21 protein-coding genes are annotated in these 25842 nt (G+C 54.3%); 16 read left to right on the forward strand and 5 right to left on the reverse strand.

Annotated features, from left to right (window positions below):
- Window positions 1-2: 2 nt before the first annotated feature.
- The 4 genes from VG99_RS13265 to VG99_RS13275 all read right to left on the reverse strand — a co-directional run bounded on the left by VG99_RS13265 (window position 3) and on the right by VG99_RS13275 (window position 4274).
- The gene (locus VG99_RS13265; RefSeq protein ID WP_420848301.1) at window positions 3-1040 is read right to left on the reverse strand and encodes a polysaccharide biosynthesis/export family protein; all 1038 of its coding nucleotides are present in this window, start codon (window positions 1038-1040) and stop codon (window positions 3-5) included.
- A gap of 158 nt (window positions 1041-1198) precedes the next feature.
- Entirely contained in the window at window positions 1199-1492 is a 294-nt protein-coding gene (locus tag VG99_RS15800; protein WP_076939757.1) for a hypothetical protein, read from the reverse strand.
- Between the two features lie 97 nt (window positions 1493-1589).
- A complete protein-coding gene (locus VG99_RS13270; RefSeq protein ID WP_044500675.1) occupies window positions 1590-3809 on the reverse strand; it encodes a polysaccharide biosynthesis tyrosine autokinase in 2220 nt (739 codons plus the stop codon).
- A gap of 27 nt (window positions 3810-3836) precedes the next feature.
- A complete protein-coding gene (locus VG99_RS13275) occupies window positions 3837-4274 on the reverse strand; it encodes a low molecular weight protein-tyrosine-phosphatase (protein ID WP_044500677.1) in 438 nt (145 codons plus the stop codon).
- A gap of 261 nt (window positions 4275-4535) precedes the next feature.
- Between VG99_RS13275 and VG99_RS13280 the strand changes: the two genes are divergently transcribed.
- The 13 genes from VG99_RS13280 to VG99_RS13335 all read left to right on the forward strand — a co-directional run bounded on the left by VG99_RS13280 (window position 4536) and on the right by VG99_RS13335 (window position 20324).
- Complete coding sequence (locus VG99_RS13280) at window positions 4536-5942, forward strand: MBL fold metallo-hydrolase (protein ID WP_044500680.1); 1407 nt, start codon at window positions 4536-4538, stop codon at window positions 5940-5942.
- A gap of 203 nt (window positions 5943-6145) precedes the next feature.
- Window positions 6146-6652 carry a transcription/translation regulatory transformer protein RfaH gene (gene rfaH, locus VG99_RS13285; protein WP_044500683.1) on the forward strand — a complete coding sequence of 169 codons (507 nt, stop codon included), beginning with the start codon at window positions 6146-6148 and terminating at the stop codon, window positions 6650-6652.
- Between the two features lie 191 nt (window positions 6653-6843).
- Window positions 6844-8673 (forward strand): glutamine--fructose-6-phosphate transaminase (isomerizing), encoded by a 1830-nt coding sequence (gene glmS, locus VG99_RS13290; RefSeq protein WP_044500685.1) that lies wholly within the window; start codon window positions 6844-6846, stop codon window positions 8671-8673.
- A gap of 110 nt (window positions 8674-8783) precedes the next feature.
- The gene (tviB, locus tag VG99_RS13295; protein ID WP_044500687.1) at window positions 8784-10061 is read left to right on the forward strand and encodes a Vi polysaccharide biosynthesis UDP-N-acetylglucosamine C-6 dehydrogenase TviB; all 1278 of its coding nucleotides are present in this window, start codon (window positions 8784-8786) and stop codon (window positions 10059-10061) included.
- Between the two features lie 68 nt (window positions 10062-10129).
- Window positions 10130-11164 (forward strand): NAD-dependent epimerase/dehydratase family protein, encoded by a 1035-nt coding sequence (locus VG99_RS15805; protein ID WP_076939758.1) that lies wholly within the window; start codon window positions 10130-10132, stop codon window positions 11162-11164.
- A 66-nt stretch (window positions 11165-11230) separates the two neighbouring features.
- Window positions 11231-12445 (forward strand): lipopolysaccharide biosynthesis protein, encoded by a 1215-nt coding sequence (locus VG99_RS13305; RefSeq protein WP_044500692.1) that lies wholly within the window; start codon window positions 11231-11233, stop codon window positions 12443-12445.
- A gap of 1 nt (window position 12446) precedes the next feature.
- A complete protein-coding gene (locus VG99_RS13310) occupies window positions 12447-13889 on the forward strand; it encodes a hypothetical protein (RefSeq protein ID WP_052508808.1) in 1443 nt (480 codons plus the stop codon).
- Window positions 13890-14050: 161 nt separating this feature from the next.
- On the forward strand, window positions 14051-15217 hold the full coding sequence (locus tag VG99_RS15965; RefSeq protein ID WP_082050053.1) for a glycosyltransferase: 1167 nt from the start codon (window positions 14051-14053) through the stop codon (window positions 15215-15217).
- A complete protein-coding gene (locus tag VG99_RS13315) occupies window positions 15214-16551 on the forward strand; it encodes a polysaccharide pyruvyl transferase family protein (protein ID WP_076939760.1) in 1338 nt (445 codons plus the stop codon). Before VG99_RS15965 ends, VG99_RS13315 begins: the two co-directional genes overlap by 4 nt.
- A 118-nt stretch (window positions 16552-16669) precedes the next feature.
- Window positions 16670-17791, forward strand: coding sequence for a glycosyltransferase family 4 protein (locus tag VG99_RS13320; protein ID WP_044500696.1), 1122 nt, complete (start codon window positions 16670-16672; stop codon window positions 17789-17791).
- Entirely contained in the window at window positions 17721-18377 is a 657-nt protein-coding gene (locus VG99_RS13325; RefSeq protein ID WP_044500698.1) for a sugar transferase, read from the forward strand. The genes VG99_RS13320 and VG99_RS13325 overlap by 71 nt, the downstream gene beginning before the upstream one ends.
- Entirely contained in the window at window positions 18370-19026 is a 657-nt protein-coding gene (locus tag VG99_RS13330) for a NeuD/PglB/VioB family sugar acetyltransferase (RefSeq protein ID WP_044500700.1), read from the forward strand. Before VG99_RS13325 ends, VG99_RS13330 begins: the two co-directional genes overlap by 8 nt.
- Window positions 19027-19148: 122 nt before the next feature.
- Complete coding sequence (locus tag VG99_RS13335) at window positions 19149-20324, forward strand: DegT/DnrJ/EryC1/StrS family aminotransferase (RefSeq protein WP_044500702.1); 1176 nt, start codon at window positions 19149-19151, stop codon at window positions 20322-20324.
- A 56-nt stretch (window positions 20325-20380) separates the two neighbouring features.
- Here VG99_RS13335 and VG99_RS13340 read toward each other — a convergent pair whose 3' ends face one another.
- Window positions 20381-21658: a DUF2235 domain-containing protein gene (locus tag VG99_RS13340; protein ID WP_044500704.1), complete on the reverse strand. Its 1278-nt coding sequence runs from the start codon at window positions 21656-21658 to the stop codon at window positions 20381-20383.
- Window positions 21659-21993: 335 nt separating this feature from the next.
- Between VG99_RS13340 and galU the strand changes: the two genes are divergently transcribed.
- Genes galU through pgi form a run of 3 tightly spaced genes read left to right on the forward strand, consistent with a single transcriptional unit; the run spans window position 21994 to window position 25811 of the window.
- On the forward strand, window positions 21994-22875 hold the full coding sequence (gene galU, locus VG99_RS13345) for a UTP--glucose-1-phosphate uridylyltransferase GalU (protein ID WP_044500706.1): 882 nt from the start codon (window positions 21994-21996) through the stop codon (window positions 22873-22875).
- A 10-nt stretch (window positions 22876-22885) separates the two neighbouring features.
- On the forward strand, window positions 22886-24184 hold the full coding sequence (locus tag VG99_RS13350) for a UDP-glucose dehydrogenase family protein (protein WP_044500708.1): 1299 nt from the start codon (window positions 22886-22888) through the stop codon (window positions 24182-24184).
- A gap of 13 nt (window positions 24185-24197) precedes the next feature.
- The gene (gene pgi / locus VG99_RS13355) at window positions 24198-25811 is read left to right on the forward strand and encodes a glucose-6-phosphate isomerase (RefSeq protein WP_044500710.1); all 1614 of its coding nucleotides are present in this window, start codon (window positions 24198-24200) and stop codon (window positions 25809-25811) included.
- Window positions 25812-25842 lie beyond the last annotated feature (31 nt).

Consider the following 25842-nt stretch of genomic DNA (forward strand, 5'->3'; position numbering starts at 1 on the left):
CCTCAGTTGTTGCTTCTTACTTCGTCTTCTGTACGAGCACCGGTATAAAGAATGGTGGCGGTGGGCAGCAACTGGCTGATAAAGCGGTTCCAGCGGGTGATGCCGGCAGCGCCAACAAACACCACATCCTGCGGCTGCATCTCAAACTGGTTCGCCAGAATAAAGGCCGACGGCGATTGCGCGTTCAGCTGGAACACAGTGGCCTTCTCGGTTTCGATATTCTCGACACCGCGGATCACGTACACCTCTTTGCCGCTGGCACTGAGAGGCGATGGACCGCCAAAGGTACCCAGCACTTCGCTGAGGGTCATCTTGCTGGTGCGGTACGGCAAAGCGCCAGGACGAGTAACTTCACCCATGACCAGGATCTTGCGACCGTCGTTCAGGCCCATATGCACCTTGTCACCGGGGCGCAGGTAGATATCACCAATGCGGCTGGGTGCGCTGGTCAGGCGGTCATAGTCCAGGCGGTAAGTAACGCCGTCACGGATAATCTGCAGGTTGGACAGGTCCGCCGTTTCCTGGTTGATACCGGCCTGGCCAACAGCTTGCAGCAGCGTCAGGCGCTGGGCATTGACGGGCATGATGCCGGCGTTCTCGAAGGCACCACTGAAGTAGATCTTCTGGCTGTTGTATTCAATGACGTTAACGTCGACCTGGGGTTGTTCGATATAGCGAGACAGGCGTGTGGCGATAATGTCACGCAGCTCTTCCAGCGTCTTGCCGGCTACGTGTACGTTGCCGATAAAGGGATAGAACAGGGTACCGTCGTCCCGCACTACCCGCGCGTTGGCGCTGGATGGTTGCTGCTGGCCGCCGGGGATGGTCAGTTCGGGGTGGTCCCAAACGGTGATGAAGAGCGCGTCGTTGGCGCCGATGCGGTAATTTTCTGGAGTGTATTCAAGCAATGCCTGGGGAACTGCCAGCCTGTCATCGACAGCCTGATCCTGAGCGAGCAGCTTGGGCGTGATCTGGACCATTTCCACCATGCTGTTTTCAGCGGAGTCCTGGCTGACGAGGCGGTCGGTATCCATGTGCATACCGGGGGCAAACATACAGGCCTGCAGGAGGAGGGTGGAGGCGCCCAGAGCGACAAGCGGGAATCGGATCATGATTGGTTTTCTTCCGTGGGGTTCCAAGTAAAAAAAAGCCACCTAAAACGAGGTTTCAGGTGGCTCTTGCCAGCCGCTACAAAGGATCAGTTGGTCTGGGTAGCGGTGGTTGTCGATGTAGAGGTACCGCTGTCGCCGCTGTCGGAAGCTGCTGCTGCCGCTGCGCCAACTGCAGCCACACCCAGGGCTACACCACCATAGGCACCCAGACCGCCTGCGGCGCCTGCGCCGGCACCAGCACCTGCGCCAGTACCAGCAGCGGTACCGGAGCTTGCACCGGTAGTTGCGCCAGCGTCAGCTGCCGCTTCTTCCTGGGCGAAAGTCATGCCGGAGGCGAGCAGAAGACCACTGGCCACCAATGCGATTGCTTGTTTTTTCATATCTCGACTCCTTTAAAAATACCTTGTTGTCGGATTATACCGACTTGGTCAACCATGGGAACCCACTAAACCATAATGGTTCACTATTGCAAATCGGTTATTTAGCGTCCGATTTGTATTCGTACTGATAATAACCGTAGTCGCCATAACCATAGGCCGCCGACTTTTTCTCGACCGCGTTGAAGATGGCGCCCTTGATTTCGATACCGTTATTGCGGAACCGTTGGAGCGTCAATTCCACTTCCTTCACCGGGTTCAGGCCAAAGCGCGTGACGATCAGGCTGGTGCCCGCCAGGCGACCGACCAGGGCTGCATCAGTCACAGCAAGGATAGGCGGTGTATCAACAATCACAAGGTCATACATCTTGCTGAGCTGATCCAGCACGGTCTGGAAGTTGGAGTGCATCAGCAGTTCAGAGGGGTTGGGTGGAATGGTGCCACGGCTGATGAAGTGCAGGTTTTCCACCTCGGTCTTGTGTACCACGTCGGCCAGGGTATGGGTATGCACCAGTAGGCCAGACAGGCCCGGCTCGGGGTTGATGTTAACGAGCTTGTGCAGATAGCCCTTGCGCATATCAGCATCGATCAGAGCTACCCTTTGACCGGTTTGGGCAATGATGGCCGCCAGGTTGGCCGACACAAAGGATTTACCGACCCCCGGGCTGGGGCCGGAAATCATGATGATATTGTTCTTCGCTTCCATCATTGCAAAGTGCAGGCTGGTGCGCAGGCTGCGCAGCGCTTCAATGGACAAATCTGCCGGGTTGGTGGCGGCCAGCAGATTGGAGCTCTGGGCGTGCCCAGGCTTGCCTTTGAAGGTGCGCTCCAATACTTCCTGGTCCTTACTGAAGGGAACGGAGGCGTATACCGGCAGGCCAATCTGCTCGATCAGTTCGGGGTTCTCAATGCCGCGGTTCAGCGCATGGCGCAGCAGGGCAATGGCCACACCCAACATGCCGCCAAGCAATGTGGCCAGCACGACGATCAGCGGCTTCTTCGGTTTGACCGGTTGGCTGGTATCCACCGCTGCTTCATCGATGATGCGCACATTACCCACAGTGCCGGCACGCATCACGTCCAGCTCCTGGGACTTGTTCAGCATCTGAGTATAGATTTCCGTGCTGACCTGCACGTCGCGGGCGAGGCGCAGCAGTTCCTGCTGTGTCTCTGGCAGCCCGCCAACTTCTTCCAGCAAGCGATCACGACGACCTTCCAGCTGGCCCATCTGGCTGATTAACGCCTGGTAGCTCGGGTGGTCACGGGTAAAGCGCCGCTGCAGCTCTTCACGTTTCAGCGTAAGTTCAGATATGGCTGCTTCCAACTCTACAACCTGTTCCAGGATGGATTGCGTTTCTATCGTAATATCTACCGAGCCTGATGTGGCCTGGTAGGCGTTAAGTGCATTTTCGGCCTGCTCCAAGTCCTTGCGCACCTTGGGAAGCTGATCGGTTAGAAATTCAAGGCTCTGCTGGGCTTCAGCAGATTTGCGCTCAACGTTCTGACGAACATACAAGCGGCTGACCTCATCCAACACAGCCATGGCATAAGCGGGTTTAGTATGCTGCATGGAAATGGACATGATGCCGGAGTCTTTGCCCTTCTCGCTGGCGCTGATGCTTCTCTGCAAACCGAGAATGGTGCTCAATCGACCGCGTTTGACCACATTGAATTCGGTGCCGGGGCGCGCCACCAGTTCAGCAATCTGGACCTTGAAGCCGTCACTGTCTACGGCCTCGCCCACCGTGCCGTTCACCAGCTCCTGGCCATCTTCATTGAGGAGGCGATAGGCACCGTTTTCTCCCGATACCAGTACCAACGGCTTGCCCAGATAGGCGTCCGGAACCTCCAGCTGGAAAATATCGAGTTTCTCGCCACCCCAGGCAAAGCGGTCAAAACCAAGGAAAGGGGCGGCTACCGGTTGCTCCGGCTCAGGCTGGAAGCGGCGGCTCACGAAGGCACCAATAACCGGGAACAGGTTAGGCTGGGCAACAATAGTCAGCTTCAGGTTATCCACCGCTTGGCCGATCACCTGGCGAGACTTCAGTAGCTCTATTTCAGTGACAGCTGGCGAAGCGGTAGCAAAAAGTTCGCTGTCACCCAGCAAACTGCCCACGCCAGAGGATTTCTCCTCAATCTGTATCATGCCGTTGGCCTGATACACCGGTGTGCTCAGCAGCGCATAGGCAATGCCGAACAGGGCGAAGACGAGGGTGCAGGCAATGATAGTGCCCTTGTTATCCAGCAATGCGCCCAACAGCGCCAATAGGTCGATCTCATCACTGGTTTTTTGTGGCGCAACGGCAGGCGTATTCTGCATCAGGGGCTCTCTATAACTGAAAAAACATCACTTGAGATAAGGCAACCAGGCGGTGGCGGCGTTATCAAGAATCTTGAACACATGCTCAAAGGCGGGACGCTGTTGTCGGTAAGGGTCGGGTACATCTCGCCCATCTGACCACTTGGCGAACAGGAAAGTTTTGCCCCGTGCTTCAGGCGCTAGGGAATGGATAGATTGCAGGTGGCGCTGCTCCATCGCCAGGATCAGGTCCGCCTCGCGCAGCATCTTGGGTGTCAATTGGCGCGCCTGATGATCGGGGAGAGGGCAGCCGGCCAGATTCAGAAACTCGGCAGCGGTCGGATCAACCGGCTTGCCAACGAGGGCGCCGAGCCCGGCGGAACTGATGGTTATGTCTTTGCCCGCGAGCTTCTGCTTCAGCAGCGCTTCGCCCGTGGGGCTGCGGCAAATATTGCCCACACAAACAACCAAGATAGATTTGAACATGCAGTACCGTGACATCCGTATATGCGGGCGATCCAGGTCGCAACTGTAGATAGAACCTCAAGGGCGGTCAAGAAGTGCTGAATAATGATCGGCGCATATGCCAGTTTGATGACGCAGCTCATTATTTCAAAGTGTCGACTCGCCCACAGTCTGCGCAACAGCCATCCCGGAGTGTAGCGCCCTTGCGCTACGCTTACCCAGTAAATTGATGTAAACACCAAGCCGCTTTGAGCTGCCGTGCAGCAAAAGGTTCATCTCCCCATGCCCAATTACCCCTATATCGAACACCACGGCGCCACCAGCGGCGTGACCGGCTCCTGTCACCAGCTCCATCTGAGCCCCACCTCCAGCGTGCTGGTCGATTGCGGACTGTTCCAGGGAGCTGAAGCATCCAGCCGCGGTGCCAAGGCCAATGATTTGAGCATCGAGTTCGCCCTGGATACAGTACGCGCCCTGATCCTTACTCACGTGCATATCGACCATGTGGGCCGGTTGCCGTGGCTGCTGGCCGCCGGCTTCAAAGGCCCGATCTACTGCACCGAGCCCTCAGCCAGGCTACTACCCACCGTGCTGGAGGACGCGTTTATGGTTGGCATCCAGCGGGATGCTAAATTGGCTGAGCGCTTTACCCAGTTGGTGGAGCCCATGCTCAACGGCAAGCCCTACCGGGAATGGACCACAGTGATCGAGCAGCCAGACTTGCATTGCAAGGTGCGCTTCCAGCGGGCCGGCCATATCCTCGGTTCTGCCTGGGTGGAGTTTGATGTGCGTTACCCCGAGGAGGGCCGTAGCCGGCGGATTATCTTCTCGGGCGACCTGGGCGCGCCCCATGCCCCGCTACTGCCGCCGCCGGATACTCCGTACCGGGCAGATGTGGTGGTGCTGGAAAGTACCTATGGCGATCGCCTGCATGAGGATCGCCGTACCCGTCGGCAACGCTTCCAGGCGGCATTGGAGCAAGCCTTGGTCGACGGCGGCACCGTACTGATACCTGCCTTCAGCATTGGCCGCACCCAGGAGCTGTTATATGAGCTGGAAAGCATCATCTCCAGCCAGAAGGGCGACTGGAGCCAGATGCCCGTGATTCTCGACGCGCCCTTGGCCACCCGTTTCACTCAGCTCTACCGGGAGCTCAAACCCTACTGGGCCAAGGAAGCCCTGGCCCGTGTCGCCAAGGGGCACAAACCGCTGGGTTTTGAACAGTTGTTAACGGTCAACACCCATGCCCAGCATCAGGCCATGGTCAACCGCCTGGCCCAGACCCGCCAGCCTGCCATTGTCATAACCGGTAACGGCATGTGCAGCGCGGGCCGCATTGTCAATTACCTGAAAGCCATGCTGGAAGAGCCCAGGCACAACATCATTTTTACCGGATACCAGGCGGGGGGCACGCCCGGCCGCGCCATCCAGCAGTACGGCCCGCAGGGCGGTTATGTGGATTTGGAGGGAGAGCGGCTACTCATCCGCGCCGGCGTCACTACGCTGGGAGGTTATTCCGCCCATGCCGACCAGAAAGGGCTGGTGAACTTTGTCACCCGCATGCGCCATTGGCCCTCAGAGGTGCGGCTGGTGCATGGTGATATCGAGGCTAAACAGATTCTTGCAAACAAACTGAAGGCAAAAGCGCAGCAGTCCAAACAGTTGTTTGAAGTTGTCATACCTAACTAATCCAATGTTGAGTTGTATTGGTGGGGCAAAGGTGGTAGCGCCATTGGGTTTATAAGCTTATATATACAAAGTGCCGCTCCGAAGCGAGTCAAGACTTGTCATAATTGGCCAAGGCTGAGTAATATCCCGCCCTTGCTTTACGGATGGCGGCATAGACATGCCTTTTCCACGGGCCGTGCAAGCGTTTACTAAGGGATAGTAAAGTGGCAAACGACACCACAACAGCGCAATGGTATCTGATCCAATGCAAACCGCGGCAGGAAGCCCGCGCGGCGGAAAACCTGCGCAACCAGCACTTCCCCTGTTATTGCCCCTTCCACACAGTAGAAAAAATCCAGCACGGTAAGCGGGTTGTCACACAACAGCCACTATTTCCCGGGTATCTTTTCATCAACCTGTGCAAGCTCACCGACAACTGGCACAGCATCCGCTCGACGCGCGGCGTGCTACGCCTGGTGACCTTCGCCAACCAACCCCTGGCAGTGGCGGACGATATCATTGATAACCTCCAGCAGCGTCTGGCAAGCCTTGGTGACACACCGCTCTTTGAAGAGGGCGGCAAAGTGACCATCACCGACGGCCCCTTCAAAGACCTGGACGCCATCTTCTGCAAAGCCGACGGCAACGAGCGCGCCATCATCCTGCTCACCGTGCTGCACCGCCAACAACAGATCCGTATCCCCCTGCAACAGCTCAAATCGTCACCCTGAACATTTTGAAATAAAAGGGGTCATATGGCCCGCCGCGCCAATGCGCCGGCGTCAAAAATTTAGAAGTATGTCCTCAAGGAACAGACATCAAACCTTGGGGCGGTAGCGTGCCAAAAGCACGCGCCAAAGGGACCCAGCTGCAAAAGCAGCCACCTCCCAACGAACAATCTACAATAGGACCACTCAAAACCATGTGCGGAATCGTCGGCGCAGTAGCCAAACGCAACATCACCCCCATCCTTATTGAAGGCCTACGCCGCCTCGAATACCGCGGCTACGACTCCGCCGGCGTCGCCGTCCTCGCCACCGGCAATGGCATCAAGCGCGTCCGCGCCGCTGGCAAGGTCGCCGAACTGGAAAAAGCCCTCGAACTTGCCCCCGCCATCGGCCACCTGGGCATCGCCCACACCCGCTGGGCCACCCACGGCAAGCCCGCCGAGCGCAATGCCCACCCGCACATCTCCGAGCGCCTGGCCATCGTGCATAACGGCATCATCGAAAACCACAGCATCCTGCGCAAAAAACTGACCGACCTCGGCTACGTCTTCACCTCCGACACCGACACCGAAGTCGTCGCCCACCTGCTGGCGCACAACTACAACCAGAAGCAAGACCTGCTCTGCGCTTTCCGCTCCACCCTGGCTGAACTGCACGGCGCTTACGCCCTGGGCATGATTCACCAGGACGAGCCCGACACCCTCTACTGCGCCCGCATGGGCAGCCCGCTGGTGATAGGCGAGGGCAGTGAAGAACACTTCATCGCCTCCGACCCCCTAGCCCTGTTGCAGGTTACTGACCAATTCATCTACCTGGACGAAGGCGACCACGCCCGCCTGACCAAGGAGAGCCGGGAAGTCTGGAACAAGCAGAACGAACTGATGGAATACGCAGCGCAGCGCTACGAACACGCCGCGCACAGCCTGGACAAGGGCGAATACCGCCACTACATGCTCAAGGAAATCCATGAGCAGCCCACCGCCATCGCCAACACCCTGAGCGGCACCCTGGGTGACGACCATGTATTGACCGCCGTGCTTGGCCCAGATGCAGAAACTCGCTTGAAGGATATCGAGAACATCCATATCGTGGCCTGCGGCACCAGCTACCACGCCGGTATGGTTGCTCGTTACTGGATTGAAGAGCAGGCTGGCCTGCCGTGCCAGGTGGAGGTAGCCAGCGAATTCCGTTATCGCCAGGTGGCCGTGCCTGCCAACACACTACTTATTACCATCTCCCAGTCCGGCGAAACCGCCGACACCCTGGCCGCCCTGCGCCACGCCAAAACCCAGGGTTACCTGAGCACCCTGGCCATCTGCAACGTGGCTGGCAGCTCCTTGGTGCGTGAGGCCGATTGGCGCTTGCTGACCCAGGCCGGCCCGGAAATCGGCGTTGCCTCCACCAAAGCCTTCACCACCCAGTTGGTCGCCCTGTTGTGGCTAACCACCGCCCTGGCTCAGGAACGCGGCCGCGCCAACGAGCTAATCGCCGCCAACGTTCGTGCGTTGCGTGGCCTGCCGGCACTAATAGCCCAGACACTCGAGCTGAACGACGAGATCGAAGCCCTGGCCCCAAGCTTTGCCAATAAGCACCACGCCCTGTTCCTAGGCCGCGGCACCCATTACCCCATCGCCATGGAAGGGGCGCTCAAGCTGAAGGAAATCTCCTACATCCACGCCGAAGCCTACGCTGCTGGTGAGTTGAAACACGGCCCGCTGGCCCTGGTGGATGAAGACATGCCGGTGGTCAGCGTCGCCCCCAGCGACAGCCTGCTGGAAAAGCTCAAGTCCAACCTGCAGGAAGTGCGCGCCCGCGGCGGCCAGTTGATCAACTTCGCCTGCGAAAGGGCAGATCTGGACAGCGGCGATGGCATCACTCATATCAAGATGCCTTGGGTATACGAAAGCGTATCCCCAATCACCTACACCATCCCGCTGCAACTACTCAGCTATCACGTGGCGCTGGTAAAAGGGACGGACGTAGATAAACCAAGAAACCTGGCCAAATCCGTCACCGTAGAGTGACTCACAGCAAACGGTAGGAGGGGCGACCCCGCCGCGACGGCGTGCACAGCACGCCCTTTCCTACCAGATATCGCAATTAACCAACTTATTCGCTCAGGGCCATTCCCAAAATGCTCAAACTTGAAGACATCAAACTCGCCATCATCGGCCTCGGCTACGTCGGCCTGCCCCTCGCTGTAGAGTTCGGCAAAAAGCGCCCAGTAATCGGCTTCGACATCAATCAGTCGCGGATCAATGCACTAAATGAAGGCCACGACAGCACTCTGGAAGTTGATGACGAGGAGATGAAGGAGGCGAAGCACCTTTCCTATACAGCTGCGCCCGCGGACCTGGAAGCTGCTAACGTCTATATTGTCACCGTCCCCACGCCTATTGATGAACACAAACGCCCTGACCTAACGCCCTTGTGCAAGGCGTCCGAAACCATCGGCAAGACGCTAAAAAAAGGTGACATCGTCATTTATGAATCCACCGTTTACCCAGGTGCGACAGAAGAAGAATGCGTGCCAGTGCTGGAGCGCGTATCTGGTCTGAAATTCAACGTTGACTTTTTCGCCGGTTACAGCCCCGAGCGTATTAACCCCGGCGATAAGGAACACCGCGTTACCAATATCAAGAAGGTAACCGCCGGTTCGACCCCCGAAATAGCGGACCTGGTCGACGCCTTATACAACGAAATCATCACCGCTGGCACCCACAAGGCCAGCAGCATCAAGGTAGCCGAAGCCGCCAAAGTAATTGAGAACACCCAGCGCGATCTGAACATCGCCCTAATCAACGAGCTGGCAGTGATCTTTAACAAAATGGGCATTGATACCGAAGCTGTACTTCAGGCTGCCGGTACCAAATGGAATTTCCTACCGTTCCGTCCTGGCCTGGTCGGGGGCCACTGTATCGGAGTTGATCCCTACTACCTGACGCATAAAGCCCAGTCCATCGGCTACCATCCAGAAATCATCCTCGCAGGTCGCCGCCTGAACGACAGCATGGGCGCTTACGTTGTGTCTCAGCTCGTGAAGTGCATGATGAAGAAGCGCATCCATGTAGATGGCGCTAAGGTGCTGATCATGGGTCTGACTTTCAAAGAAAACTGCCCAGACCTGCGCAACACAAAAGTGGTAGATATCGTCAAAGAATTGAGTGAATACAATATTGAGGTTGAGGTTTACGACCCCTGGGTATCCGTAGCAGAAGCTGAACAGGAATATGGCATTACCCCGGTAAGAGAACCTGTAATCGGCAGCTACGACGGTATCGTAATTGCTGTAGGACACAATCAGTTTAAGAAACTCGGAGCATCAAATATCCGCCACTTTGGTAAGGCAGAGCACGTGCTATACGACCTTAAATATTTGTTAGCCGCGGAAGAATCCGATTTACGCCTTTAATCTGGGAAGGTCGAGTTTTATCTCGGCTTACGTCTCGCAGCAATCTTATATATGAAGAGTCTATACTCATGACCCGTTACGAACAAATTATTAAAGAGCTCCCCCTCAATCCTAAAACCTGGCTCATAACAGGTGTCGCCGGTTTCATCGGTTCTAATCTGCTAGAAAAGTTACTCAAGCTTGATCAAAAGGTCGTAGGACTTGATAACTTTGCAACGGGCCATCAGCGCAACCTTGATGAAGTGCAAAGCCTCGTGACAGCTGAGCAATGGGCACGTTTTCGCTTTATCGACGGGGATATTCGCAATTTTGATGATTGTCAAAATGCTTGCACAGGGATTGACTACGTACTCCATCAAGCTGCTTTGGGTTCGGTACCACGCTCCATCAATGATCCTATAACTACTAACGCCACCAATATTGACGGGTTCCTCAATATGCTGGTAGCGGCGCGTGATGCTAACGTATCGAGTTTTACCTATGCAGCAAGCAGTTCCACTTACGGGGATCATCCAGCCCTACCCAAAGTTGAAGATGTAATCGGCAAGCCGTTGTCGCCCTACGCGGTAACCAAATACGTGAACGAGCTTTACGCCGAGGTTTTTGCTAGAAGCTATGGGTTGAATACTATTGGCTTACGCTATTTTAATGTTTTTGGCCGGAGGCAGGATCCAGACGGGGCATATGCTGCGGTAATACCTAAATGGGTGGCTGCGATGATTAAGGGTAAGGACGTGTTAATAAATGGTGATGGAGAAACTAGCAGGGATTTTTGTTATATAGAAAATACCGTGCAGGCTAATATACTCGCTGCAACTACAGTGGACACATCTGCATCCAATCAGGTTTATAACGTTGCGGTAGGTGAAAGGACCAGTCTAAATGAATTGCATCGTTTGCTCAAAATGTGCCTAGCGAAAGAAGGTGTGGAATATAGCAGTAAGCCTGTTTATGTCGAATTCCGAGCAGGTGATGTAAGACACTCCCAAGCGGATATATCTAAAGCAGAGAGACTGCTTGGCTACCAACCGTCATATAATATTGAAGCTGGAATGAATGAAGCGGTGTCCTGGTACATAGACTTCTCTTCGCGGTACTTCTGATGAAAAAGTCCTGGCCGTAATGAAAACGGTAAGTGCGCATATAAATTGTATTAGAGGTACAAGCTGTTGAGAATATGGTACTTGCTAAAAAGCCATTCTATTTTGCATCTGGTCGGTAGCATAGCGTACGCACTTAGCCAATGGTTAGTGTTAACACTGTTAATCAGGCTTGACTCACTAGACTCTGCTGGGCAGTACGTATATTTTCTGGCGATATTTACGCCAGTCTCTATACTTCTTAACTTTGGGTTGCGCAATGGAATAGCATCCGACGTAGGGGGGCAATTTGAAATTGCGCAGTATATTAAAGCAAAGTTTATAGGAATGGCCATTTTTGCAATATTAGGGGCAGCCTTTTTATTGCATAGCGAAAAAGACATTGGCTTAGGTTTATTGGTTCTCTGCATTAAATTAGTTGATGGGTTTGCCGATTTGCGATACGGCTACTGGATCCTCCAAAAGAGCGCCGGTAGATATGGAGTATCTCAGTTGCTTCGGCTTGCAGTGTTTGTTGTGTTATTAAGTGCTGGATATTTTTTAGGTTTTAGGGGAACTACTTTACTATATTCTTTTCCGTTGGCCATGCTTGCGGTGTTTGTACTATACGATTTGAAAGGCGCTGAATACAAAGTATCTGGCGTGGTATCGATAAACGCTATGGCGCTTCTCAAGACTTACTGGCCGTTAGCTGCAAGCGCTTTCTTAGTGGCTGCGCAATCTTCGCTCCCCCGGTTGGCAATAGATCATTTCTTGAGTAGTGAAGCAGTGGCTATGTATGCAGTTTTGATATACTTTGTTACGGTCGCTTTGTTGCCAGCCACGTCTTTAACTCAAGTAGCACTGCCTAGGATAGCAATGATTGCACCTGGACATCTTTTCGTAAGTAAAATATTTAAGCAGTATATTTGTCTGTCTGTTCTGTACGGGTTGGCTTTCGTGCTTGGTGTTATTTTTGCAGGTGATTGGTTTGTAACGAACGTATACGGTGTTGAAGCGAGTTACAGCTTATTAATATATTTATTGGTGGGGTTGGTAGGCTTTTCCCAAGTCATGAAAGTGTCGTTAAGCTCCCTTTGTGTGGGTAAGCGCTTGTTTAATTCCATGTTCACTATTAACTTGTTAGGGTTGGGTGTGGTTGCGCTAGCAAGCTTAATCTTTATTAGGTGGTTCGGGTTGGCCGGAGGCTTTTTAGCAAGTTTAGGCGCGTCAATGATTACCGTGGCCTTGTATGGTGTAATGCTGGCTCGTTTTGAGTATAAAACATGTCCGGGGCGCGATTAATATGAGGCTGACTTATACTCGAATTATATTCCTCGTTTTGGTGGCGTTGTTGGGGCTGTGCTTAATGCTGCAAGAGGAAGCCCCTTTGTATTTCGTGCAAGTCGCTATTGGTACGGCTTTGTTATTGGTGCTACTTAAAGAGTCTGTCGACAGGGGAGGTACGATTTTTCACCCAGTTCCTCTGACCTGCATCATTCTGCTTTGGGCCTTTGTTTTCTCGCCCGTAGTCAGCGTTTACACGGATTACTACCTCGCATTACCGCCAAAGCTAATAGATTACGAAAAGTGGATCTGGTACGTATCTTGGATTTATACAGTTATATTGGTCTTCCTGTTTTTGGGGGTTTTACTCGGTTCAAAAATAAAATCAGCGGTAAATGACATCAGGAGCCCTGTACGGTCAAGAGTGTTATTTTACGCCCCCTTATTTCTCGGAGTTACCGCCCTGTTGCAAATATACGTATATGCTTCCATGGGCGGTTTGGTCGGCTATATGCGAACATGGACGGATAGCAAAGAATCTTTCGATGGATTGGGTCTGGTTTTTATGGTGGCAGAAGCTTTCCCGATAATCGCTATGTTTGTTGTGCTTATTCTGTTCAACGGCAAAAATGAAATCGAGCGAAGAAGATCCATCTTATTGGTAACCGTATTGTTTTTAGGTTTTTTTGTCTTAAAAATGTTGTTTGGCGGATTTAGAGGGAGTAGAAGTAACACTATATGGGGGTTGTTCTGGTTTGCTGGCGTGATCCATTTGTATTTTTATCGGTTAAAGCTTATTCATTTTTTATTCGGGCTCTGCTTCCTATCTTTTTTTATGGTTTCATATTCGCTATATAAAACTTATGGAGTGGAGTCGTTTTCCGGTGAGTATAGCCTGGAAGATACAAATAGATTTGAAGGTGCGCATCCACTCTTGGTGGTTGCGCAAGGAGACTTTGCAAGGACAGGAGTACATGCTCTCCTGCTGCATGAGTACTTTGATAGAAACGATTATGAGTTGAAGTGGGGTAGGACCTATATAACAAGTTTCTTGTCCATGATGCCATTGGTAAGTACTCCATTTACCCCCGATAACAAAAGCACGGCGGGGGCGGAGTTGTTTTATGGGCAGACAAATTTGCAGCCAGGAAGCTCGCACTATCACAACTCACGAATATATGGTTTGTATGGTGAGGGTTTGTTTAATTTCGGTCCTGTGATTCCCTTAATATTATTCCTTTGTGCGGGCTTCTTGATAGGCTGGCTCGATGCTTGGGCGCGCTCACTCTCTAAAATAGATGCGCGTCGTTTACTTATCCCATTTATTGCCAACGCATCTTTTATCATGTTGATGAGTGATTTCGATAATACAATTTTCTTTTTGGTCAAAAATGGTTTGGTTGCAATATTGTTTTTAATTCTAGTAACGAAAGCGGACGCGCGTGCAGTTGGTAAAAATTAATATTTGATGGAAATTCACAAATTGATAAAGGTAGCTTGAATGACGAGCAGGGCCAAATTGCAACGTGTGGTTTTTGCCTACGACGGAGATTTTAAATATTTTAACGGGGTTTGGTGATTATGATTAAATGTGATTTTGGACTTATGGGTGCGAGTTAATTTATGAATCTCGCCTATATACATGACCATAAATATTATCGATGCAATGGCAAAGTCTATAGTGCTGGCACTATGTCTAGTGCTGTTTTTTCGAGATTTTTTGGGGTTGCCGATAAAGTTACAGTGTTTTCTCACTTGATTGACGTCGACGATGTTGGTGCGATCAATTCCATGACAGAAATTGATGATCCTCGAGTGAGTTTTTCGTCTTTGAATGATTTCGGAACCTGTATCAAGTTAAAAGATCGCATTTTTCTTAAAAAGCGCGTTTTAAAAAAGATTGAGGGGTGTGATGGTGTTGTAGCAAGAGTCCCTGGGACTTTAACGTCTCGATACTGTAGATATTTGTTGAGGAACACAACGCTTCTCGTTGGATTGGAAGTCGTTGGCTGTACCTTTGATGCGCTTTGGTATCATGGTAGTTTGAAGGCTAAGTTGGCTGCGATTCCATCTTATTTTCTAATGAGAAATGTGGTTAGACAAGCACAGGCTGTCGTCTACGTCACAGAAGGTTTTCTCCAAACCCGATATCCAACTGCCGGGAAATCAGTCAATGCTTCCAACGTAGTATTAGACTCTACAAAGGGTGATAAGGCTCAAGCTGACGATAGATGGTCAAAGGTGAAGTATAGATTTGGAATTGTTGGAAGCTGGGATGTGGCATATAAAGGGCATGATGTTTTATTTAAATCATTGTCCCAACTGCCAAAAGACAAATTCCAACTTGATATTGTTGGACTCGGAGATGCCAATCGCATCCACGCTATGATTTCCGTCAATGGGCTGACTGATAATGTTACAGTTGTTGGTCGCCTAAAGCCGGGAGCCGAAATGATGACTTGGTACGAATCTCTGGATTTGTTAGTGCATCCATCGAGGACAGAGGGCTTACCGCGTAGCGTAATTGAAGCAATGAGCAGGGGGTGCCCGGTACTTGCTTCCTCTGTTGGTGGGATCCCTGAATTACTGCCACAGTGCCGGTTGCATTCTCCTGGAGATCACAAGGCGCTAGAAGCGCAGTTACTGGAATTTCTCGAGAATCCGAAGTCGTTCAATGACGATGTTATTAGAAATATAGTAAGATCTAAGGATTATCTCTCTCCTGTTTTGGAGGAGAGGCGACTGGTGTTTTGGCAGAACTTTTTTAAAGGCAATAGGTGCTCTGCATGAAAGCGATAATTATTCCTGGTGTAACGGACTTAAATAAAGGGGACCAGTGCTTGGTCTGGGAGAGTTATCGGATTTTAGACGACTGTGGCTGTTTTGATGAGATACGAATTCTTGAGAACGGGGACACGGAGCAGGAGCGAGAAGCGCTTTGTGGACAATCCAAAATTTCGGGATTTTCTTTCTGTCACAATATTCTTAAGCATCCTCGCCGCGGAAAACATGTCGAAGGTGAGCACGTTAAGGAGTCGTTTTTTTCTTTTCTGAGAATGGCGTTTAATGCAATATGGGATTTCGTTTCGCTTTCGTTTCTTTTGCTCGTTTGCAATAAGCCAAACTTAGTCCAGAAGTTCTACAGCAAAGATGTAGTGGATACCGTGCGCTATATCGGTAGTTGTGATTTGGTCGCGGTTAAAGGCGGGGGCTTTATTCACTCCTACGGCGAGCGTAGGGCGCCTTACATAATATGGTTTTTTCTGTTTTATATCAGGCTGGCAATTAGGTTAAATAAAAAGGTGGTGATTCTGCCAAACTCATTTGGACCCTTCGAGGGTTTAACTGTTTCATGGCAGGTCAAAAGAGTTTTGCGGAAGTGCGGTTTGATTTATGCTCGAGAAAACGTTTCCTCTAGGGCATTATCCGAAATTCTTGGTAGGGCTGTGCCAGTTTATCCTGACTTAGGATTTTTCTTGAAAGCGGATAACTCCTCTAGAGTTCGGGATATTTTGGACGAACATGGTATTTGTGAGTCCAGGGTGATAGGAGTCACGGTTAGACCTTGGCGGTTCCCCGGTCGGGACAATCCTGATGAGCTCTATGAGAAGTACGTTTGTGCACTTTCAGAATTTGTGAAGCATCTGGTTGCCAGAGGATATAAGGTTGCTTTTTGTAACCAGTCTATAGGCCCGAATGCGCACGAAGATGATAGAAATGCAATTGATGAGATTCTCACAAAACTAGAGCACGAAAAGGAGCGAGGCGATGTATTCTGGATAAATGAAAATCTTTTATGTACAGAACTAAAGGCGATTTACTCAAACTTTTATGCTTTAGTCGGCACTAGGTTCCATAGTGTTATTTTTGCAATTACCTCGCTGGTTCCCGCTCTGGCAATTGGGTATGGCGGCAACAAGGCGAACGGGATTATGGGGGATTTGGGTGTCGAAAATATGACTGTACCTATTGATGCTGTTAGTCTGAAAGCTTTAATTGACTCATTTTCTGCCATTGAGAATGGGAGGGAAGATTACGTTAATAAATTGTCTAAGAACATGGAAGCCGTTTTTTCGAGAAGGGAGATTATGGTTGATGATATTTTTGACTATGTTTCAAAATAGATGCTCGGAATTATACCTGTTCTTCGAGTCATCCAGTCAAAATGTTGTGTACTGAATGATGTTTGCTGATTACTTATGATCAGATTATATTTCTTCCATATCCGCGGTGTTGTCTAGCTTGAAACTCACGATTGTAACTACCGTCCCGGAAACGTTTGCAACTATTCTTCAAGGGCAGCCAGGTTGGCTCGAGCAATATTCAAATGTTGTTTGTGTAACTTCCCCTGGGCCAATGCTCGAGAGGGTTAAGGAGCATGAAGGCGTCAAGGTTCTTGAGGTTCCCATGAATCGTGGCATCAGTCCTTTTAAGGATCTGGTTTCCATTTATCGAATGTGGAAAGTTCTCAGGCGCGTTAAGCCGGATGTTGTGCACTCTTACACACCGAAGGCCGGGTTGGTGACTATGCTGGCGGCTTTTCTGGCTGGCGTTCCGGTACGTATTCACACTTTTACCGGGTTGGTGTTTCCGACATCTGATGGTTTCAAACGCAAGCTCCTTGTTGCAATTGATCGGTTGATTTGTGCTGCCGCAACTAACGTCGTCCCGGAGGGTGAAGGGGTTGCGGCAGACCTGAGGGCTGACAGTATTACCTCCAAACCTTTGAGGGTGATTGGTAAAGGCAATATTGCAGGAGTTGATACCCAGTATTTTCAACCAACTAAATGCTTACCGCTTCAACATGGGGGGAGTGGTTCGTTTACATTTTGTTTTGTTGGGCGGCTGAATCGTGACAAAGGGCTTCAGGAGCTTGTTTCTGCTTTTACCAGCCTGGAGGGAGAGTCGACACTGCTTCTGGTGGGCGAATTGGACGCTACTGCACCGGTAGACGAGGTTACGCTAGGTCATATTCAGTCCCACCCACGGATTCAAACAACCGGTTTTCTTGAAGACATCCGGCCCGCTCTTGAGGCGTGTGATGTATTAGTTCTGCCAAGTTATCGGGAGGGCTTCCCCAATGTGGTCCTGCAGGCCGGAGCGATGGGGAAGCCTGTGATTGCTTCAGATATTAATGGCTGTAATGAGGTTATCGAGAACGGCTTTAATGGTTGGTTGGTCCGACCGCGCGATGCGAGTGCCCTAGCTGAGCGCATGGCGCATGTCATGTCGTGTTCTCCTGATGAGCGCGCGAAGTTGGGCAACAATGCGCGGGCAAGGATTGTTGAGAGATATGAGCAGTCAGGTTACCGGCGCAAGTTACTTGAATTTTACAAGGAGGTTGCGAGTGAAGCGGGGCTTTGATTTTATTGTTTCTTTGATTGGGTTGGTGGTATTGGCTCCTGTGATTGTTGTCGTTGCCGTGTTAATCCACCGCAAACTCGGCTCCCCCGTATTCTTCCGCCAGACTCGCCCTGGCCTTAACGGCAAGCCGTTCGCAATGGTGAAATTCCGCACCATGCGGGATGCCACCGACAAACACGGCAACCCCCTTCCGGATGACCAGCGCATGACGCCGTTCGGCAGTTTTCTGCGCGCCACCAGCCTGGACGAGTTGCCGGAACTGTGGAATGTACTCAAAGGCGATATGAGCCTGGTTGGCCCGCGTCCGCTGCTGATGGAATATTTGCCTCTATATTCCCCCGAACAATACCGCCGCCATGAAGTTCGCCCCGGTGTTACAGGCTGGGCTCAGATCAATGGGCGTAACTCGCTCAGCTGGGATGAGAAGTTTAAGCTGGATGTGTGGTATGTAGACAATAGATCTCTCTGGTTGGATATAAAGATTCTTTTTCTAACAGTAAAAAAGGTGTTGATTCGGGACGGAATCAGCGCCGAAGGCGAAGCCACAATGACGCGTTTCGAGGGTGACGGGAATAAATATGAGTAATACGATTATTGCTGTATACGGTGCTAGCGGTTTCGGTCGCGAAATCATGCCGTTAGTGAAAGCGCAGTACAGTTCGATGTTTTCGGATGTGCGATTCATTTTTGTTGATGATGGGGAGAATGCAGGTTCCCTTAATGGTTACCCCATTCTTTCTTATTCGAAGTTTCTAGAGGTAAACGCGACTAATAAGTTTGCGGTGTTAGCTATAGCTAATAGCGCAGTCAGGGAAAAGCTAATTGGAAAGCTTGAGTCTGACGAAATCGACGTTTTGTCAGTGACGGCAGATAATGTCGTCATGCTTGATGAGGTGGAGGTTGGGGAGGGTGCCATTCTATGTCACTTCACGCAGTTGACCTCTAATATCAAGATTGGCAAGCAGTTCCATGCCAATATTTATAGTTACGTTGCGCATGATTGCGTTATCGGGGATTACGTTACTTTCGCGCCGGGTGTGCGTTGTAACGGGAACATCCATATCGAAGACCACGCCTATATCGGTACTGGCGCTATTATCAAGCAAGGCACGCCGGATAAACCTCTGGTGATTGGTAAGGGAGCCGTGGTGGGAATGGGTGCTGTTGTGACTAAAGACGTGCCTCCTGGCGTAACGGTTGTTGGTAATCCGGCCAAGCCCTTAGTTAAAGCTTAAAGCCCGCTTAAGCCTAGTCAGAACCTCATCGCGGCGGGGTCGCCCCTCCTACGAGTGCGTTGGTTCTCGGGGACAGTAAAAGTTCGATTATTTCCGGTTTTCTTCTTTCATAAAGGCTTTCCATGCTTAACACTCCCTTTTCCCCCTGGCCTTCCTTTACTGAGGAAGAAGCCAACGCGGCACGTGATGTGCTGCTTTCCAACAAGGTCAACTACTGGACGGGCCAGGAAGGCCGTGAGTTCGAGAAGGAGTTTGCTGCCTGGGCTGATTCCGAATATGCCATTGCTCTGACCAACGGCACCGTGGCGCTGGATCTGGCGTTGAAGGCGCTGGGTATCGGGCCGGGTGATGAGGTGGTGGTGACCTCGCGTACCTTCCTGGCTTCCGCCTCCAGCATTGTGACCGCTGGGGCCGTGCCGGTGTTTGCGGATGTGGACGCGGATTCGCAGAACATTACGGCCGAGACCGTGCGCGCGGTGCTGACCGAACGCACCAAGGCGGTGATCTGTGTGCATCTGGCGGGTTGGCCCTGTGATATGGACCCCATCATGCAGCTGGCAGAGGAGCGCGGGTTGTATGTGATCGAAGATTGCGCCCAGGCCCATGGTGCGCGCTACAAGGGTCGCTCGGTCGGCTCCATCGGCCATGTGAGCGCCTGGTCGTTCTGCCAGGACAAGATCATGACCACGGGCGGTGAGGGTGGCATGGTGACTACCAATGACCGCGAGCTGTGGAAACGCATGTGGGCGTATAAGGATCACGGCAAGTCCTGGGATGCGGTATACGAGAAGCAGCACCCGCCGGGATTTCGCTGGTTGCATGAGAGCTTTGGTACCAACTGGCGGATGACCGAGGTGCAAGCGGTGATCGGGCGTATCCAGCTCAAGCATATGGCGGATTGGACTGCGGCGCGCACGCGCAATGCGGAGCAGATCTGGAATACCAGCCGCCAGCACGCGGCGCTGCGGGTACCGGTGGTGCCAGCGGAGTATGTGCATGCCCATTACAAGTGCTATGTGCAGGTGCGGCCGGAGCAGTTGGCCGAGGGTTGGACGCGGGATCGGGTCATTGAAGCGATTGTCGCTCGCGGTGTGCCTTGTTTCCAGGGCTCCTGCTCCGAGGTGTATCTGGAGAAGGCCTTCGACAATACCGCTTGGCGCCCGAGTGAGCGTTTGCCGGTGGCCCAGGAGCTGGGGGAGACTAGCCTGATGTTCCTGGTGCATCCGACCTTGACTGACGATGAAATCAGCAAGACCTGCGCTGTGATCGATGCGGTGATGGGCGAAGCGGCTCGATAAGCCTTTGCCTGCAGTCCGGGGCCGCTGCTTGCTGTGCAGGTAGCGGCCTCTTTGTTTCAGGTACGCGGCCAGGGTACCTCGCCTGGCGGTATCACTTCTCCATCCCAGCCCACCACTTGGATTGTCGCTGCCTCTTGCCCTGTCGCCCGCTTGATCAATGCAGCCAGGTTGGGCGGTCGGTATGCCGTTGGGGCGATGTCCTTGTCCACCGGCGCGTCATGTTGCACATGCTCCAGCTGCCAACGCTGCAGGGCGGAGATGTGCAGGCGTTCGTTCACGGTTTCCTCCCCTGGCTTGGGTACATTGCGCCGGCTGTGGGCCGGGTTGACCTGGTTGCGGATCAGGCCATCGAGTGTGCCGGTGGGCGGGGTGAGCACGTTGCACAGGGTGCGCAGGTAGGGGTAGCTGTGGCTGAGCATGGCGCGGTAGAGCAGGGTGCGGCTTTCGACGCCCTTGCCGTGAATGCGCTCGGGCATCGGGCGGCGGGAGTCCATGATGAGGTCCGGCACCTTGATGTCCAGTCGGGTGTGGGCGCGCAGGCGTTTGATCATCCAGTCGAGGGTGATGTCCGAGAGGTCGCTGTCGGGGTAGGAGCCGCCGATGTTGGAATGCACGCCGGGGAACCAGACCTGTTCGACGACCTGGCCCGGCGGCAGCGGTTGGCCTTTGGGCTTCTCCCATAGGGTAGGCGGGAAGGCGGCGCGCTTTTCATCGATGGCCAAGGCGTGCAGCGCCACGTCGATATGCGGCCCCAGGTGCACGTCATGAAAGTACCAGCGCGAGGCGAAGGACAGCGTCCTGGCCCAATCGCCGGGGATGCCCAGGGAGCCGACGGTATCCCAGACGCCGACGCAGCGGATGCGCGCCTGCTCGAAGCGCTTGAGGTGCTCGATGGCGGCGATGGCCTCGGCGCGGGCGGCGTCGTCTGGGTAGCTGTCACAGCGCCAGATATCCAGCAGCTGGTCTAGCGGTGCGCCTAGGCAGGATGCGTCGAAGATGCCGGCCAGGTTGATCAGGCCCGCCAGGCTGCGTGCGGTGTAGGCGCCGCGGGAGAAGCCGAAGAGGTAGATCTCGTCGCCGGGTTGGTAGTTGTTGCCGAGGAAGCGGTAGCCGTCGATGACGTTGCTATCGAGCCCGGCGCCGCTGAAGCCACCGCGGACCTTGTCGCCCTTGGCGGTGCCGACGCCGCGGCCGTAGTAGAGGATCTGGCTGGTGCCGTCGGTTGCAACGGGTACTATGGAGCGCAGCAGTTTGACGACGTTGGTGACTTTGGTGCTTTTGTCGTTGGAGTTCCAGGTGCCGTCCAGGCACAGGATTAACCGGCGTTGGGGCATGACGGGTCCTTGTCGTTGGGGGTGATGTGGGGGGTATAGCGTGTTGGGGGGAGTGGGGGTATCACCCGAAGTTGTGAAGGGGGCTTAGGGGCGGCGGGGGTTGGGGTTGTTTTGGGGCTTTTGGGGTTGCTGTTGGTTTTGTGTCGAGGTGGTCCTCGACACTCCCAGGGGGATGACCACGACCTTCCCCAAGGAAGATAGGTAAGCGTTAGGCTTCAGTGCAGTAATTTGCTGGCTGTTGCGGTAAACCTCTTCCGGGCGCATTTATATTTGGAACTCTTTTTGCGCTTCGCTTTCTAGTTTTTGAGAATCCCGTTGAATATTCAGGAGTTACCGTGAAGGTTACCAAGGCTGTTTTACCGGTCGCTGGACTGGGTACGCGTTTCTTGCCGGCCAGCAAGGCGATTCCAAAGGAGATGGTCACGGTGGTAGACAGGCCCGTGATCCAGTATGTGGTGGAAGAGGCACTGGCGGCGGGTATTAATGAAATTGTGCTGGTGACCCACTCCAGCAAGAAGGCGATTGAAGACCACTTTGATGTGAACTATGAGTTGGAGGCGGAGCTGGAGCGCCGTGGCAAGCATGAGTTGCTGCAGGTGCTGCGCGATATCGCGCCACCCGAGCTGAAGGTGACCGTGGTGCGCCAGGGCCGCGCGCTGGGCCTGGGCCATGCGGTGTATTGCGCCCGCCCGGTGGTAGGCGATGCGCCCTTTGCAGTGATGTTGCCCGACGTGCTGGTGGAGCAGGCTGGCGCCCAGGCGGACCTGGGGCTGATGACCCAGCGCTTTGCCGAGACCGGTCACGCGCAGATCATGGTGGAGCCGGTGCCCCAGGAGCTGGTGCATCAATACGGTGTGGTGGACCTGAACGGTGCGGACCTGCAACCGGCCGGCCACGCCCGCATGACCCGCGTGGTGGAGAAGCCGCCACGGGAAGAGGCGCCGTCCAACCTGGCGATTGTCGGGCGCTATGTGCTGCCGGCGGGCATCTTCGATCTGCTGGCCAAGACCAAGCCGGGCGCCGGTGGCGAGATTCAACTGACCGATGCGATTGCCGAATTGATGAAGACCGAGGGCGTTGAGGCCTGGCACATTGCGGGGCGCTCCTATGACTGCGGCAGCAAGCTGGGCTATCTTGAAGCAACCCTGGCCTATGGTCTGCAGCACCCGCAGCTGGGGGCGGACTTCCGCGCGCTGCTGGCTCGATACAACGGCTGAGGGCTGATTCATGAACCTGGAAGTGTATGGCGATACGCTGTGCGCGTTGGTGAGTGCAACGGCGCTGGCCTCTACGGGCCATCAGGTAACCCTGCATGTATCGGCCGATTCGGTGGCCAATACCCTCGAACACGACGAGTTCACCCTGCGCGAGCCCGGCCTCGCACCCTTGATGCTGGAACAGAAGCGGGCCGGTCGCCTGAACATCGCGCCTCTCAGCCAGGTGCCCGACTCCAGTTGCACGGTGCTGTGGCTGGCACTGTCGCCGGACTCCTTGCCCCTGGCGCACCGGCTGGTGGAAGGCTTGCCGGCGGATATCGACCCCGAGTTCCTGATCGTCAACCAGTCCACCTTCCCGGTGGGCACGACCGAAGCACTGCAGAAGACCTTGCTCAATCGCCCCGGTGCCGATTCGCGCTTTGGCGCGGTGGTGAGCGTGCCGGACCTGTTGACCGAAGGCGCCGCGCTGACCGGCTTTATCCGGCCCACCCATTGGCTGGTGGGGGCCGACATGCCCTGGGCCAGCCGCCTGGTGGCCGAACTGCTGCGGCCGTTCAATCGCCGGCGTGACGGCATCATGCATATGCGTCCGCGTGAGGCCGAATTTACCAAGCTGGCGATCAACGGCATGTTGGCGACCCGCTTGAGCTATATGAATGATATGGCCAACCTGGCCGACAGCCTGAACGTGGACATCGAATGTGTGCGCAAGGGGATGGGGGCCGATAGCCGTATCGGTGAGGCCTACCTGTACCCGGGTTGCGGTTTTGGTGGGTTGAGCTTTTCCCGTGACGTGATGAGCCTGGCTAGCACCTTGCAGCACAGCGGCTTGCAGGCGCAGTTGATCGAGGAGGTGCTGCAGATCAACGAGCGTCAGAAGGAGACCCTGTTCCGCAAGCTGTGGCAGTACTACGACACCCAGCTGGAAGGGCGCAAGGTGGCGATCTGGGGGGTGGCGTTCAAGCCCGAGTCGTCCCGGATTGACAACGCGCCGGCGCTCAAGCTGATCGAGGCGCTGTGGGCCCAGGGCGTGCAGGTGCACGTCCACGATCCCCGCGCCTTGCCGGCGCTGGCACAGTGGGCGGGCCGCGATCGGGACGACCTGGTGCTGCACGATGACCCCTACGAAGCCGCCGCCGGGGCCGATGCCCTGATGCTGGTAACCGAGTGGAAGCCGTACTGGAGCCCCGACTTCAAGCGCCTTAAGGCGGAGATGGCCAAGCCGTTGCTGCTGGATGGCCGCAACGTGTGGGACCCGGCCTACATGAAGCGCAGTGGCTTTGTGTATTACGGGATAGGGCGGCGTTGATGGGAGGCACACTATGATCTGGCGCGTATTGGCGGACCATGCCGACACCATGAAGGACGAGCATCTGGCCGAGCTGTTCGCAAAAGACCCGCAGCGCTTCAACAAGCTGCACTGCGAATGCGGCCCGTTGCTGTTCGATTATTCCAAGCAGCGCCTGACCAGTCAGACGCTGACCAACCTGTTTGAGCTGGCGCGACAGAGCAAGCTGGATGACTGGATCAACCGGCTGTTTGCCGGGGAGACGGTCAACTGCACTGAACAACGCCCGGCCATGCACTGGGCCCTGCGCCTGCCCGCCGAGGCCAGCTGTGTGGTGGATGGGCAGGACATCAATGCCCAGGTGCAGGAGCAGTTGCGCCGCATGGACCGCATCGTCGGCAAGATTCACGCCGGCCAGTGGCGCGGGGTGACGGGCGAGGTGGTGACCGATGTGGTCAATATCGGCGTGGGCGGGTCCGATCTTGGGCCCTTGATGGTCAGTGATGCCCTGTGCGACAGCGCCATCCCGACCTCATCACGCCTGACGGTACACTTTGCCTCGACCATGGATGGCAGCCAGCTGTCGCAGTTGCTGCGCGAGCTGAACCCGCATTCGACGCTGTTCATCATCTCGTCAAAGTCCTTTACTACCATCGATACCCTGAGTAACGCCGAGACGGCGCGCCAGTGGCTGCAGCGTACCCTGGGTAACCGCAGTGGCGTGCTGCATTGTCACTTCCTGGGCGTGTCGTCGGCCGCGGCGAAGATGACCGAGTGGGGCATCAGTGAAGAGAACCAGCTGCAGATCTGGGACTGGGTGGGTGGGCGCTATTCCCTGTGGTCGGCGATCGGTTTGCCGATTGCGCTGACGGTGGGCATGGACGGCTTCCGCCATATGCTGGCGGGTGCGCACCTGATGGATGAACACTTCCGTACCGCGCCCTGGGAATCCAACCTGCCGGTACTGATGGCGATGATCGGCATATGGAACACCAACGTGCTGGGCATCAATGCCCAGGCGATCCTGCCCTATGACGGGCGCATGAACCATTTGCCGATGTACCTGGAACAGCTGGAGATGGAGTCCAACGGCAAGAGCGTGACCCGCGATGGTCAGCCGGTGGAGCACAATACCTGCCCGATCATCTGGGGCGACGTCGGCCCCAACGCGCAGCATGCCTTCTACCAATTGCTGCACCAGGGCACCGAGGCGGTGACCTGCGACTTCATCATGCCGGCGCGCCGCTACCATGAAGCCCATGATCAACCCATGGAAGAATTGGCCGCCCAGCACGAACTGGCCTTGGCTAACTGCCTGGCCCAGTCACGCCTGCTGGCGCTGGGCGATGCCGCGCTGAAAAACCCGGAAGACATGCCCAGCTACAAACGCTACCGCGGCAACCAACCCAGCTCGACCCTGCTGATGAACGAACTGACGCCCTACAGTATGGGCGCGCTGATTGCCATGTATGAGCACAAGGTGTTTGTGCAGTCGGTGATTTGGGGTATTAACCCCTTTGACCAGTGGGGCGTGGAGATGGGTAAGCGTCTGGCGGTGGATACGCTGGCGTGTATTCGGCGGGAGACGGATGAGATGGAAGGGGCGGATTCGTCGACGGCGGGGTTGTTGGCGCGGATTTTGGGGTAGGGGGAGGGACTAGACCTCATCTTCACTAATA

Source organism: Pseudomonas saudimassiliensis (genome assembly GCF_000939975.1).
GTDB lineage: Bacteria > Pseudomonadota > Gammaproteobacteria > Pseudomonadales > Pseudomonadaceae > Halopseudomonas > Halopseudomonas saudimassiliensis.